The sequence below is a fragment of the Arthrobacter sp. THG-b23 genome, assembly GCF_059091265.1.
In genome coordinates, this window is record NZ_JBNHGM010000002.1 from 296,376 (window position 1) to 310,565 (window position 14,190).

General features: G+C 66.7%; 11 protein-coding genes. 7 read left to right on the forward strand and 4 right to left on the reverse strand.

The window, feature by feature from the left end; all coding sequences use genetic code 11:
* Positions 1–12 precede the first annotated feature (12 nt).
* From AC5RVD_RS05115 to AC5RVD_RS05140, 6 genes are all read left to right on the forward strand, one after another.
* Complete coding sequence (locus AC5RVD_RS05115) at positions 13–783, forward strand: SDR family oxidoreductase (protein WP_494126229.1); 771 nt, start codon at positions 13–15, stop codon at positions 781–783.
* Positions 780–1,661: an SDR family NAD(P)-dependent oxidoreductase gene (locus tag AC5RVD_RS05120; RefSeq protein ID WP_494126230.1), complete on the forward strand. Its 882-nt coding sequence runs from the start codon at positions 780–782 to the stop codon at positions 1,659–1,661. Before AC5RVD_RS05115 ends, AC5RVD_RS05120 begins: the two co-directional genes overlap by 4 nt.
* A 106-nt stretch (positions 1,662–1,767) precedes the next feature.
* The gene (locus tag AC5RVD_RS05125; protein ID WP_494126231.1) at positions 1,768–2,745 is read left to right on the forward strand and encodes a tripartite tricarboxylate transporter substrate binding protein; all 978 of its coding nucleotides are present in this window, start codon (positions 1,768–1,770) and stop codon (positions 2,743–2,745) included.
* Positions 2,746–2,800: 55 nt separating this feature from the next.
* On the forward strand, positions 2,801–3,313 hold the full coding sequence (locus AC5RVD_RS05130; RefSeq protein WP_494126232.1) for a tripartite tricarboxylate transporter TctB family protein: 513 nt from the start codon (positions 2,801–2,803) through the stop codon (positions 3,311–3,313).
* 12 nt (positions 3,314–3,325) lie between these two features.
* A complete protein-coding gene (locus AC5RVD_RS05135; RefSeq protein WP_494126233.1) occupies positions 3,326–4,972 on the forward strand; it encodes a tripartite tricarboxylate transporter permease in 1,647 nt (548 codons plus the stop codon).
* Between the two features lie 139 nt (positions 4,973–5,111).
* On the forward strand, positions 5,112–6,662 hold the full coding sequence (locus AC5RVD_RS05140) for an MFS transporter (protein WP_494126234.1): 1,551 nt from the start codon (positions 5,112–5,114) through the stop codon (positions 6,660–6,662).
* A 165-nt stretch (positions 6,663–6,827) separates the two neighbouring features.
* Here AC5RVD_RS05140 and AC5RVD_RS05145 read toward each other — a convergent pair whose 3' ends face one another.
* From AC5RVD_RS05145 to AC5RVD_RS05160, 4 genes are read right to left on the reverse strand one after another with little or no spacing between them, the layout of a single operon-like run.
* Positions 6,828–7,817: a C-terminal binding protein gene (locus tag AC5RVD_RS05145; RefSeq protein ID WP_494126235.1), complete on the reverse strand. Its 990-nt coding sequence runs from the start codon at positions 7,815–7,817 to the stop codon at positions 6,828–6,830.
* Positions 7,814–9,493, reverse strand: a complete 1,680-nt coding sequence (locus AC5RVD_RS05150; protein WP_494126236.1) for a thiamine pyrophosphate-binding protein — start codon at positions 9,491–9,493, stop codon at positions 7,814–7,816. Before AC5RVD_RS05150 ends, AC5RVD_RS05145 begins: the two co-directional genes overlap by 4 nt.
* Complete coding sequence (locus AC5RVD_RS05155; RefSeq protein ID WP_494126237.1) at positions 9,486–11,198, reverse strand: amidohydrolase; 1,713 nt, start codon at positions 11,196–11,198, stop codon at positions 9,486–9,488. Before AC5RVD_RS05155 ends, AC5RVD_RS05150 begins: the two co-directional genes overlap by 8 nt.
* Positions 11,195–12,556, reverse strand: a complete 1,362-nt coding sequence (locus tag AC5RVD_RS05160) for an MFS transporter (RefSeq protein WP_494126238.1) — start codon at positions 12,554–12,556, stop codon at positions 11,195–11,197. Before AC5RVD_RS05160 ends, AC5RVD_RS05155 begins: the two co-directional genes overlap by 4 nt.
* Positions 12,557–12,774: 218 nt before the next feature.
* On the opposite strand from AC5RVD_RS05160, the gene AC5RVD_RS05165 reads away from it, so the two are divergent.
* Positions 12,775–13,671 (forward strand): Lrp/AsnC family transcriptional regulator, encoded by an 897-nt coding sequence (locus AC5RVD_RS05165; protein WP_494126239.1) that lies wholly within the window; start codon positions 12,775–12,777, stop codon positions 13,669–13,671.
* Positions 13,672–14,190: the final 519 nt, after the last annotated feature.

The following is a 14,190-nucleotide window of genomic DNA, read 5'->3' on the forward strand; positions in this document are numbered from 1 at the left end:
ACGGAAAAAAGCATGAGCATTACCGAACAGCAGCACCGAACAGTCGTCGTCACCGGCGCAGCCGGCGGGATCGGACGCGGCATTGTGGAATCATTCCTGGCCAGCGGAGACCGGGTCATCGCTGTTGACACTTCCGGTTCGGCCCTGGACGGCCTGCAGGCGGACCTGAATCAGCATGCCGGACTCCTGCAGACCATGTCCAGCGACGTAACAGATCCACTGGACTGGAAGCGGATTGCCGAGGCCGTCGAGGCCTCCCCCGAACCCTCGGTGGTCTTGGTCAACAACGCCGGCGTCTCCCCGAAACGGGACGGACAGAAAATCGACGGTGATGAAATCCCCCTCGATGAATGGACCAGCGTCCTGGCTGTGAACCTCACAGGACCCTTCTTAGGTATCCAAGCGCTGGCGCCGCACATGAAAAGCACCGGCTTCGGCCGGATCGTCAACATGTCCTCTCTGGCCGCGCGTGACGGCGGCCGGCTGGGCGGTGTCCACTATGCGGCGACCAAGACCGGGCTCCTCGGCCTGACCCGCTCCTTCGCCCGGGAACTGGCGCCATTCGGAATCACCGTCAACGCCATCGCCCCCGGACGGATCGACGCCGGCATGGCTTCAGGTGTCTCCGACGAAGTCAACCGGAACTATCTCGGCCGCATCCCGGTGGGCCGGCTGGGCTATGCCAGTGACGTGGCCCAGGCCGTCCAGTACCTGGCCGCCGCCGACAACGGTTTCGTCACCGGTGTTACCGTCGACGTCAACGGCGGGTCGTACATGGGATGAAAGCCCCACCCCTGACTCCCCCCACGGCGGACCGGACAGGAACGGGCCGTGCTGCGGATCCCGGCAGGCTGCGTGGCCGGGTCGTGCTGATCACCGGCGGAGCCGGAGGCATCGCCGCGGCCACCGCAGAGCGACTCGCCGCCGCCGGCGCGCACGTGTCGCTCATCGACCGTGACCAGGAGACCCTAGACCGGTTCCTCTCCCGACTGGGCGGCGGACACCTGGCTACGGCAGCTGACGTGACCGACTACAAGTCGCTGCAGGCCGCTACCCGCCGAACGGTGCACCACTTCGGACGGCTGGATGTGGTCTTCGCCTGCGCCGGCGTGGGCAGCGCTTCCACGGTCGCCGTTTCGCGCACCGAGGACCTGCTGCGGATCGTGGACATCAACCTCGGCGGGGTCATCCGGACCGTCAAGGCCACCCTCGAGGAGGTCACCCAGAACCGGGGCTACTACCTGCTGATGAGTTCGGCTGCTGCGCTGAAAAACGTGCCGCGCGCCAACGCGTATGCCGCGTCCAAAGCCGGCGTGGAGGCGTTCGGCGGGGCACTGCGGCTCGAACTGGCGCACAAGGGTGTCGACGTTGGCGTCGCGCACCCGGCCTGGGTGCGTACCGGCATGATCGCCGGGGCCGGCACCCGGGCCGGAGACAGCCGTTCCCTGCCCTGGCCCTTCAATGTCGTTTCCAGTACGGACACCTGCGCCGATCTGCTGGTTGCGGCGATGGCCGCACGCCAGCGCAAGGTTTTCGTCCCGCGCAGCCTTGCCTTGATGGACCCCCTGCGCTGGCTCTCGACAGGACCGTTATGGGACGTCTTCATGAAACCGCGCGCAGCGCTGAGCGTGCCCCTGCTCGAATCGGCCGTAACCGAATAATCACATTTGACGGAGCAGTTGTGCCGTCGATCACAATCATGTATTACTGAGAGGGCACTCCTTACGGAGTGAACTCTCAACTTCAGACCAAGTATCAGAGGTTACCTTGAACAACACTCGCCTGATCTCCGCTGCCGCCGCTGTCGCCGGCCTGTCCCTAACCGTTACCGCATGCTCGGGTGCTTCCGAGGCGTCCGAGGCGTCCGAGAGCTATCCGGCCAAGGCCGTGACGCTCGTGATGCCCTATGCCGCCGGCGGCCCCTCCGACACCACGGCGCGCGCCTACGGTGCTTGCCTGTCAAAGCAACTGGACGGCACCTTCGTGGTGGAAAACCTCGACAGCGGCGCCGGGGCAGTGGCCATGCAGAAGCTGGCCGGCGCCAAGCCCGACGGTTACACCCTGGGCTTGAGCACCAACGGCCCGCTGGTGTTGAATCCGATGACCAACGAGCTGCCCTACTCCCAGGACGATTTCCAGGCTCTGGGCACCATGGCCGAGATCCCCACGCTGTTCGCCGTGCCGAAGGATTCGCCCTACAAAAGCCTGCAGGATCTCTTCGATGCCGCCAAGGCCGAACCCGGAAAGGTCTCCATCGGGGTCCCGGGAGCCACCAGTTCACTGGCCGTCGAACTCAAGCGCCTGCAGGAGACCGCAGGTATTGAATTCGCCATGGTGCCCACCTCCGGCAGCGCCGAACTCATCACCAACCTTCTCGGCCGCCATATCGACGCTGGCTTCGTCAACGACTACGTCGATGTCGAGTCCCAGGTGAAGGACGGCGCCATCGTCCCGCTGGCCGCCGCGGGCGAAGTCCGCTCTGAAGCCTTCCCCGAGGTCCCCACGACCGAGGAGGCAGGCTACGACGTGAAGACGGCCTCGGTCTACGGCCTCTTCGCGCCGAAGGGCCTGCCGCAGGACATCGCCGGGAAGCTGGAAAACGGCATCGAGACCTGCAGCCAGGACGCGGACGTCATCGCCCAGATCGGCGACCGTTTTGTCCCTGACGGCTTCTCGGACGCGGAAGCGACACAGCAGATCTTCAATGACATGCGCACCCGTTACGAGCCCCTCCTGGCGAAGTAACACCCGACTACTGACCCGCCGGCCGGTACGGCCGGCCCGAAGAAGGGGCAACCCCATGGTTACTTCTCCCGTGGAAGCGGCCGCCGACACCCGCGTACCGGCGACACCGGACACCGGCGCCACGCGCTGGCAGCGCCGAATTCCTCCGCTCGTCCTGCTCGCCCTGGGCCTGGGTGCAGCCTGGGGATCATGGCAGTTGAAGCTGGGCACCCTGCACCACCCTGCCCCGGGCCTCTGGCCGTTCGTCATCTCCTGGGCCATCATCCTCAGTGCAGGCGCACTGACGATCTGGCCCGGAGAGGAACCGCTGGAGGCCTGGGGCCGCAAAAGCCTGTCGGTGGCAGCCGGCGTCGCCAGTCTCGGCGCCTTCGTCGTTCTTTTTGAACTGATCGGCTTCTTCGTCCCGGCCGTGCTGATGCTCCTGCTGTGGCTGCGCGTCTTCGGCAGAGAGTCCTGGCGCTGGACCGTCGTGTTCGCGGTAGCGGGCCCGGCCGTGCTGTATGTCATCTTCGACCGGCTCCTGGGCGTGCCCTTCCCCGCCGACCTGGCCCTTGGCGCCTTCGTCTAGAACGGACCTGACATGGAAACCCTAAGCAACCTCGGTGAAGGCTTTTCCGTTGCCTTCGACCCCATCAACCTGCTGTTCGTGCTGATCGGCGTGGTCATTGGAACCGCGATCGGGGTCCTGCCCGGCCTCGGGCCCACTGCAACGATCGCGCTCCTGCTGCCCATCACATACACGATGGACCCCACAGCCTCGATCATCATGCTGGCCGGAATCTACTACGGATCAATGTACGGAGGCACCATCACCTCCGTGCTGCTGCGCCTGCCGGGCGAGGCAGCCTCGGTCGTCACCACCTTCGACGGCTACCAGATGACCAAGCAAGGGCGGGCCGGCACGGCACTGGGCATCTCCGCCATCGGATCCTTCATCGGCGGCACCGTGGCCGTGATCGGCCTGACCTTCCTGGCCCCGGCCCTCGCCAAGATCGCGCTGTCCATGGGCCCAGCCGCCTATGTTGCCCTGATGGTCCTGGGCCTGTTCCTGGTCACGTCCCTGGGCACCGGATCCACCATCAAGAGCCTGTGCATGGCCGCGGCCGGACTGCTGCTGTCCACCGTCGGCCAGGATCCCGTCGACGGGACAGCCCGCTTCACCTTCGGTCAGATGCCGCTGCTGGGCGGCCTGGACTTCGTGGCGGTGGCGATGGGCCTCTTCGGCGTCGCTGAACTCCTGCGTACCCTGGAGCAGACCGAAAAAGCCCAGATCATCAAAACAAAGATCAAGAACATCTGGCCCTCCCGCCGGGACATCAAGGACTCGGCCGGCGCCATCGGCCGCGGCTCGATTCTCGGTTTCCTCATCGGCATCCTCCCCGGCGGCGGCGGGGTCATCTCCTCCCTGGCCTCCTACGCGACGGAGAAACGCCGCGCCAAAGACCCCAGCCGGTTCGGCAAGGGCGCCATCGAAGGCGTCGCAGGTCCGGAAACGGCGAACAACGCATCCTCGACCACCGCGTTCATCCCGCTGCTGGTCCTCGGCATCCCCTCCAATGTAGTGCTGGCAATGATCTTCGGCGCCCTGCTGATGCACGGCATCACCCCGGGTCCGCAGCTGATGACCGACCACTCAGGACTCTTCTGGGGCGTCATCGCCTCCATGTACATCGGCAACCTAATGCTGCTGATCCTCAACATTCCGCTCGTGGGAATCTTCGTCCAAATGCTGCGCGTACGCCAAAGCATCCTGGTCTCCTTCTCCCTGCTGATTGTGCTGATCGGCGTTTACTCGATCAACAACAGCTCCTTCGACATGTGGGTGGTCCTGGCCTTCGGCGTTCTGGGCTGGATCATGTCCAAGACCGGTTTCGACCCCGGCCCGCTGGTGCTGGCGTTCGTCCTCGGACCAATCCTGGAAAAATCCTTCCGCCAGTCCATGCTGATCTCCGGCGGCAGCCTGGACATCTTCGTCACCGATCCGGCCGCCGCAATCATCTTCACCCTGATCCTGGCCATCATCGCCGCCAAGGTCATCACCGGAATGCGAAAGCGCGTCGCCGGCGCCAAGGCCACCGCAGAATCCCAGGTGATGGAAGAAGCAAATACTCAGGACCCGGACAGTTCCGACCGCGAGGTAGTCCCCGCCTCTAGCAGCACGTCAGCTCATCCGGACGAAGACCGCCCTATCCCGCCGGCGGAGAAGCAGCACAGCTCAAGCAACTAACGGCAGCACCTGCTCCGAATACCCGGGACAAAACACCCTAAAACGCAGAAGCTCCAGCTGCTCCCCCACTGTGCCGCTGATTCACCGACGAGCGGAATCAGCGGCACAGTTGCGCTCCGACAAAAAGGCGGCCACAAGAATGCTCCCCCGCTGCAAGGGCACAGCGTCCAAACCGAGCACTACCAGCAAACTCCTTCTGCCGGTGCTCTGCCTGTGCGGAACAACCGTCACCCTCCAGCAGACCATGGTCGTTCCCCTGCTGCCCGACCTGCCCCGCCTGCTCGGGATCTCCGTCGAGGACGCGTCCTGGATCCTTACTGCCACCCTGCTCGCCAGTGCCGTCGCCACCCCGGTGCTCAGCCGTCTGGCGGACATGTTCGGCAAACGCCGAATCATGCTTGTCTGCCTGGTCATGATGTCCCTCGGCTCGGCGCTGGTAGCGATCGACGTGAATTTCGCGGCCATGCTGGCCGGCCGATCACTCCAGGGATTCGCCGCTGCCCTGGTCCCCGTGGGCATCAGCGTCCTGCGCGAGGAAATCCCCGGCCCCAAGCTGGGCCCGGCCGTTGCAATGATCAGCGCGACACTCGGTTTCGGAAGTGCGCTGGGCCTTCCCCTGGCCGGTGCTCTCTACGAACTTCTCGGCTGGCAAGCAATCTTCTGGAGCACCGCAGCGACAGGCATCCTGCTGATCGCGACCCTGCCCTTGGTCGTTTCGAAATCCAGAATCCGCACGCCAGCAAAATTTGATTACGCCGGCGCCATCCTGCTGACCATTGCCCTGACCGCAGGGCTTCTTGCATTATCCAAGGGCGGCACCTGGGGCTGGACCAGTACAACTACCCTTTTAGCGGCTGCTGCCGCAATCGCCGCCCTGGCCCTCTGGGTCCCGATCGAGCTCAAAATCAGCCAGCCAATGCTGGACCTGCGAACGTCAGCCCGAAAACCAGTGCTCTTGACAAACCTGGTTTCGGTCCTCCTGGGCTACTCGATGTACTCCAATCTGCTCTCCACTACTCAGCAGCTGCAAATGCCCGAAGCCGCCGGCTACGGCTTCGGGCTCAGCGTGATGGCGGCCGGCCTCTGCATGGTTCCCACCGGCCTGGCCATGGTGCTGTTCACTCCCCTCTCTGCAATGAACAGCCGCCGCCGCGGAGCGAAAACCACACTCATGACCGGCGCCCTCATCTCTGCCGCAGGCTTCATCTGCCGTCTCTTCCTGACGGAAGAGGTCTGGATGGTTATGGTGGGAGCCGCCGTGATAGGCATCGGAAACGCGATCGCATACGCGGCCATGCCAACTCTCATCATGGAAGCAGTCCCCGTCACAATTACCGCCGCTGCCAACGGCCTCAACACCGTCCTGCGCGTCATCGGAACCACCATCGGCAGCGCCGCGGTAGCCGCGCTTCTGGCCTCAACCACTCTGATCCTCAACGGAGTCGAATACCCGTCCTTCCAGGCCTTTCAACTCATCTTCTGGATCGCAGCTTTCGCTACCCTGACCGCAGCCGTACTTGCCGGCTTTCTCCCCCGTCGACCCCGCACACCAAATCGAGATTGGAAACCAGTCGGCCACGGCACCAAGGAAACTACATTGGTTTCCTACGCGGAGGGGCCGCCCGCTGGGACACCCAGCGCTGCTCCTACTACTCCAAGGTCTACTCGTTCGTCTGCGGCGGGCCGGTGACCCGGCAGCTCTCGGCCAACCCGAACTCACCGACCCCGGCGTCGCATTCGGTGGCCCGGCGCCCCCGGGCGCGAGCGGGCGTTGTTGCACAGTGACACGCTCTCACGCAAAGCGCCCGGTCTGCTGGTGCAGACCGGGCGCCGTTGCGTAGGTGCGAGCCTCGGGTTACCCGGCCGCCGGGGCGAGGGACGGGGATGCCGCGGCGATCGGGGTCTCCGGCTGCCGGCCCTGCAGGCAGGCGATGATGTTCCGGGCCGGCAGCGCCACGTATTCGCGCAGCGAGGCGTTGCTGCGGTACGCGGCGTGGGGCGTGACGATCGCCGACGGGTGGACCACCAGCGGATGGTCGGCCGGGGCCGGTTCCTCCGAGAGCACGTCCAGCATGGCCCCGGCGATGTGGCCGGAGTCCAGGGCGGCGCAGAGCGCCTGTTCGTCGACGAGGGCGCCGCGCGACACGTTCACCACATAGCTGCCCGCCGGCAGGACGGCGAGATTCTCGGCGTCGAGCAGGTTCCGGGTTTCCTCGGTCAGCGGAGTATGCAGGCTGACCACGTTCGACGCCGCCAGGACCTCGGCGAGCTCGCCCCGGCGCACGGCGGCCGGCCACGCCTCGTTGGGGACGAAGGGGTCGTAGGCGATGACGGACCCGAAGACCGGGGCCGCCAGGCCGGCCAGGTATTGGGCTATGCGCCCGAACCCGACCAGCCCCAGGGTCAGCTCGCTGATCCGCGGGGGCACCGGGATCCCCTCCCCCGTCCAGTCCCCGCGCCGGGTGGCCGCCTGGGAGCGCGGGAGCTCGCGGATGAGCGAGAGCATGCCCGCGAAGGCGTGCGTGGCCACGTCGCGGGTGGCCACCGAGGGCACGTTGCAGACCGTGATGTTCCGGGCGGCCGCCGCCTCCAGGTCGACCATGTCGAAGCCCGCGGACATGGTTGCCACGGCCTTCAGGTTCGGCATGGCGGCGATCATCTCGGCGTCCAGGCTGGCGTAGCCGAGGATGATCCCCTCGCACCCCGCCGCGGCGTCGAGAATGACGCCGCGGTCCCGGGTGTTGAGGTAGCTCGCCTCGATGCCGGCCTCGGCCAGCAACTCCAGGGCAACGGAGTAGTCGAGGTCCTCGGCGTCGGTAATAATGACCCGCGGGTTTCCCGTCATGCCTGGCCATCCTGCGCGAACAGCTGCGCGGGGACGTGGATCAGCTGGACTCCGCCGTCGGCCAGCGCCTGGCGGATGGCCGGGGCCAGTTCGGCGGCGGCGTGGATCCGCCGGCCGGTGCCGCCGAAGGCGGTGGCCAGGGCGGCCCAGTCGGGCTGCACGAGCTCCACGCCCACGGGCTCGATGCCGCGGTCCAGCTCGTTCTGCCGGATCTCGCCGTAGCCGCCGTTGTCGGCGCACACCACCACCAGGTCCAGGCGCTGTTCGACGGCGGTGACGAGTTCCTGCACCGCGAACATCAGCGCGCCGTCGCCCACCACGCAGACCACCGGCCGGTCCGGCGCGCCGATGCGGGCGCCGATCGAGGCCGGCAGCCCGTACCCGAGCGTGGCGTAGGCCGGGGTGTAGAGCAGCGAATGCGGCCGGTCTTGCGGCACGAAGCTCGCCGTGCCCAGGTAGGTGGCCTGGGAGGAGTCGCCGCCGATGATGGTCGACTCCGGCACGGCGGCCGCCACCTGTTCGGCCAGCGCGGCGAACTCCGGGGACAGCGCCCGGGCGGCGTCGCGCATCCCCGGACGCAGCCGGGCCGCGCGGTCGGCGCCGCTTACCGCCCGCGGCGGGACACCGCCGTCGTTGTTGAGTGCCGCGAGCAGTTGGGGCACGACGGCGGCGCTGTCACCGACCAGCGGAACGTCGGCCGCGATGTTCTTGGCCATCTGGCCGGGCAGGATGTCCACGCGGATCACCGTGCCGCTCGGCTGCAGCTGGTTGAACCACAGTTCGGCCTCGCCGACCTTGGAGCCGATGACCAGCAGGACGTCGGCCTCCTCGCAGAGCTGCTGCGCGGCGGGCAGCCGGATGTCCGAGCCCAGCGAGAGCGGATGCGATTCGGGGATGGCGCCCTTGCCGTTGAGCGTGGTGACCACGGGGGTGTCCAGCGCTTCGGCCAGCTGCAGCAGGTGCTCGCCGGCCCGCAGCGAGCCGCCGCCGGCCAGCAGCACCGGCCGGCGCGACTCGGCCAGCAACTGGGCGGCCTGCCGGATGGCCTGCTCGGACGCGCCGGCCGGCTCACGCTGTGGCGCAGCCTGCAGCAGCTCCGCCGGAGCGTCGCTCGGTCCCTCGAGCACGTTGAGCGGTACCTCGATGTGCACCGGCCGCGGGCGCCCGTAGCGGAAGAGCTCGAAGGCGTCGTGGATGCCCTGGACCGCCTCGGTGGCGGAGGTGACACGGCGCGACCACTCGACGATCGCGCCGACGGCGGCCGTGGCGTCCTTCGTCTCGTGCAGCGAGCCGATGTCCGCGAACTCTTCGCCCTCGGGCACGCCCGGGGAGAGGATGATCAGCGGCCGGGACTCGCAATAGGCGGTGCCCGCGGCGGAGAGCGCATTGAGCAGGCCGGGCCCCGACGTCGTGATGACGACGCCGGGCAGGCCTGTCTGCTGTGCCCAGCCGTCGGCCGCGTAGCCGGCGCCCTGTTCGTGCCGGGTGGTCACCGGGCGGATGCCCAGCGGTGCCAGGTGGCGGTAGAACTCCAGGTTGTGCGTCCCGGGGATGCCGAAGATGGTGTCGATGCCGTAGTTCCGCAGGACCGTCATGACGGCCAGGCCGGTGTTATCGGCGACGACTCCCTCGGGCAGCGTGACGGTGGGGGTGGCCGCCGGGGTGTGCTCAGACATGCTGGACCTCTTCCGTGCGGAGTACCGGCCGGTCGGCCGTGAAGCGCTGGATGCCGTCCACCCAGGTTTCCAAAACCGGGATGTCCGAGATCTCGGCGGCGTCCACGGCCAGCGGGTCGCCGGCCAAGACCACGAAGTCGGCCCGCTTGCCCGCCGTCAGCGAGCCGAGGTCGTCCTCGCGCCCCAGGGTGTAGGCCGCGTTGATCGTGTGGGCCGCCAGCGCCTGGCGCGCGGTGATGAGCAGCGAGTCCGACCCGAGCTTGACGCCGGAGCGGGTGATCCGGTTGGTGGCGGCCTGGATGGCTTCCAGCGGCTTCGGCTCCGCAACGGGGGCGTCGGAGCTGATGGTCACCCGCACGCCGGCCGCCGCGAATTCGCCCAGCGGGTTAAAGCGCTCGCCCGGGGTGCCGACGGCTTCCTTCACGCCCTCGCCCCAGTTGTAGTAGTGCTGCGGCTGGTTGACCGGGTGGATGCCGGCGGCGGCCATCCGGTCGATCTGCTCCAGCGTGGGCAGCCCGCAGTGTTCGATCCGGTGCCGGGCATCGGTGTCAGCGCGTTCGGCCTGCGCGGCCTCGATGGCGGAGATGACCATCTCCAGCGCCGTCGGGGACTGGGCGTGGGTGGCGGTCTGCAGGCCCAGCCGGTGCGCCTTGGAGATCAGCGCGGCGTAGTCGGCCGGGTCGTGGTAGAGCTGCCCGGTCCGGCAGGGGTCCCCCACGTAGCCGTCCGGGAAGTACGCGGTCCAGCCGCCCAGGGTGCCGTCGGCGTAGAACTTGAAGCCGGCGAAGCTGAGCCGCGCGTTGCCGAACTGGCCGTGCAGGCCCATCTCGGCGGCCTCGTCCAGCAGGTGCGAGAGCAGGTACATGCTGACCCGGACCTTGAGCTGGTTTTCCTCGGCCATGCGCAGGTACATGTCGAACTCGCGGCGGGACACCTGGGCGTCGCCGATGGTGGTGACGCCGCCGGCCAGGAAGTTCTCCTGGGCGATCTGCAGCTGGCGCAGGTGCTCCTCGGGCGCGTCGGCCAGGTGGAAGTTCGGGCCGTGGTGGCCAATCTTCACGCCCTCGAGCCCGGTGAGAATATTGCAGGCCGCGTCCGAGAGCTCGCCGGTCAGCTCACCGGAGGCGTCGTGGAAGAATTCGCCGCCGGCGGGGTTGGGGGTGTCCTTGGTGACGCCGTGCAGTTCAAAGGTGTAGGAGTTCACCACGCCGCCGTGGCCGGAGGCGTTCATCAGGTACACCTCTCGGTCGGTGGCGACCTCGTCGAGCTCCTGCCGGGTGGGGTGGCGGCCCTCCACCAGGTTGGTGTGCTCGTAGCCGAAGCCGCGCACGGGCAGGCCGTTGGGGGTCTCGGCTGCCCGTTCCTTCAGCAGCGCGACGATCTCGGGGATGCTGCCGGCGCGTTCCGGCCCGCAGTCCACCCAGGTCTTCAGCTGCCCGTACATCAGCGGGTGCGCGTGCGCGTCGATGAAGCCCGGCACGATGGTGGCCCCGCCGGCGTTGTGTTCCTTCGGGTCCGGCAGGCCGAGGTTGACGGCGGCGGCGCGGCACTGTGCCTCGGTGCCCACGGCGAGCAGGTAGCCGTCGTGCACGAGCATGGCCTCCGCCGTCGGGCGCTCCTCATCCATGGTGTGGATGGTCGCGGCCGTGATCAGCTGTGGGATGAAGCTGGTCGCGGGGGCGTCGAAAGTCTTGAGTTTCCTCACCCGAAGGCCTCCAAATTGGTGTTGCTGTTGTTCGTGCGTTCGGCATCGTCGGCCAAGTCGGCGTCGTCGTCCTCGTCGCGGTGCTGGGGAGCGATCGCCAGGCAGATGATGCTCAGCACGCCCATGGCGCCGAACATGATCAGGACGGGCCAGATGCTGCCGGTGCTGCTGTACAGGAAGGTCGCGGTCAGCGGTGAGAGGGCCGCCCAGATGGCGTTGGCCATCCCGTAGGCCAGCGAGATGCTGGTGTAGCGGGCCTGCGCCCGGAACAGCTGGGACAGGATGGTCGCGGTCGGCGCGTAGGTGGCGGTCATGACCAGGCGCATCGCGGCGAACGCCAGGAAGATCAGCCATTCCGGACCGGTGGACATCAGCAGGAACTGCGGGACGATGAGCACGATCGAGCCCACCAGGCCCACGAACATGACCCGCTTGCGGCCCCACCGGTCACCCAGCCAGGCGACGCCCAGGGTGCAGATGAGCTCGACCAGGGCGGCCACGGACAGCGCGTTGAGGATCATGGTTTCGCTCAAGCCCACCGACGGGTCGGTGCCGTACGCGGTGGCGAAGGTGGTGGCCAGGTAGTAGCCGCCGGTGGAGATGGGCAGCAGGCCGATGCCGATCAGGATCGGCTTCCAGTTGGTGACCAGCGCGTGCTTCAGCGGCAGGGTCTGGACCTTGCCTTCGACCTTCTCCTCGAACACCGGGGATTCCTCCACCCGGTAGCGGACCCAGAAGCCCACGCCGATCAGCACCACGGAGAGCAGGAACGGGATGCGCCAGCCGCCGTCCACCAGGAACGTGTCGCTGATCCCGGACAGGTAAGCAAAAATCAGGGTGGCGCCCAGCGCGCCGGCCGGGTTGCCCAGCTGTGCGAAGCCGCCGTAGAAGGTCTTGTGCTTCTCCGGCGCGTGCTCCACCGCCATCAACACGGCCCCGCCCCACTCGCCGCCCACGGCCAGGCCCTGCAGGGCGCGCAGCACCACCAGCAGGACTGCGGCCCAGGAGCCGATGTTCTCGTGGGTGGGCAGCAGGCCCACAAACACGGTGGACAAACCCATGATCAGCAGCGTGATCACCAGCGAGGGGCGCCGGCCGAACTTGTCGCCGATGTGGCCGAAGATGATGCCGCCCAGCGGGCGCATGAAGAACCCGACCGCGTAGGTGGCGAAGGCGGCGGCGATGCCGGTCATCCGGTCCGCTTCCGGGAAGAAGAGCGGGCCGAACACCAGGGCCGCGGCCGTGGCGTAGATGTAGAAGTCGTACCACTCAATGGCGGTGCCGACGAAGGCCGCGAATCCGGCGCGGCGGGCCCGGGCGTGGCTGAACTGCGGCCGGGCTGCTGATGTATGAGACATGGTCTTCCACCTTAAGGTGTGGGCATGAGTGCCGTTGTGATCTCTGCGACTGTAGGGCCTAAATCACAATCCAACAAGAGCACAAATGTTGCGTTACGGACCCCTGAATTCACTTCTGCTCGGGTTGCCGCGCATGTTTTTTGCGGAAGCGCTTGCGTGTGCGCTGAATCACTGGATAATTGACGACGGCGGTGCTCACTTGGGAGGTTAAGGAAACTTTGGCGGACCACATCGAAATGATCGACACAAAACTCGTCCGTGCACTTCAGAAGGAGGGCCGGGCGAGCTACCAGGAGCTGGCGCGCGAGCTCGGCCTGCCGCGCGCCACGGTTTCGGCCCGGCTGCGGGAGCTGTTGGACAGCCACACGGTCCGGGTAGTGGCGGCGGTGGATCCGGCGTTCTTGGGCCAGCACGTGATCTCCCACGTCTCGGTGGTGGCGTCCGGGCCGGTGCGGCATATTGCCCAGCGGCTGGCGGAGTGGTCGGAGGCCGTGTTGGTCTCCGCGGTCGGCGGCACCCATGACCTGATCGCCGAGATCCGCGTCGCCACCCACGACGAACTGCACGCCGTGCTCACCCAACTGCGCGGGCACCCGAATGTCGCCTACATCGACACGCTGGTCTACACCCGCGTGGTCAAGGGCCTCTTCATTTCGCAGTACGCCGGCGAGGTCACCATCGACGGCGTGGACACCCAGCTCATCGAGATCCTGCAGCAGGACGGCCGGACCAGCTACCGCGACTTGGCCGCCGCCGTGGGGCTTACCCCCACCGCCGTCCGCTCCCGGGTGCAGCGGCTGCTCGATGCCCGGATCATCCGGATCAGCGCGGTGGAGTCCCGCGGCGCAGGCGGCCGGCAGCTCTCCATGGGCGTGGGCCTGAACCTCTCCGGCGACAACGACGCCGTCCTCGAACTCCTGCGCAACTCATCGCACGTGGAGTTCGTCGCCCAGACCGTCGGCCGCTTCGACGCCATCGCCACTCTCGCCGCCCAGTCCCCCCGCGATCTCCTCGCCCAGCTCGAAGAAATCCGCAGCCTCCCCGGCGTGAGCCGCACCGACTCCTGGCTCCACCTCGAAGTCGTCAAGGAAGATTATGCGCGGAGGATTTCCTAATCCCTAGACGGATCGCTGCTGGAATACACTTATCCACGTCATCCGGGCTTCGTGAGGATATGCATGTCCTCGTAAGCCGAGAGTGGCTCCAGATATGCACCCCAGACTCTTGGAGTGCCAGCAACACCGCCCCACTCTCCTACTTGGGGAGGCCAGCCCATCACTTGGGGAGGCTAACACACCACCGAAGCCCCCGAGCCCTCTAGGTCCCTGACAGCACCTGCCGAATCAAACCGCCGACTCATCGACCAAAACGCAGCGTGCTAGTAAAAATACTCTGTAGACCAGCGTTTCTCGGTTCAGTTGCAGCTGTTTTGGACTAAGAGGAAGAACTCTTTTTCAGACTCCTCAAACCAAATCAAGGTTGACTAGACAGAAGGTCCAAGTAAAGACAGCATGCTTTGCATCTCACTACCGTTGTCTGCAAGACGTACTTTTATACCCCTTGGCGACCCGCAACCCCCCATGTTATTTGGAAGAACCGCATAGTCTAGAACTCCTTCGTACACAGGTGGGGGT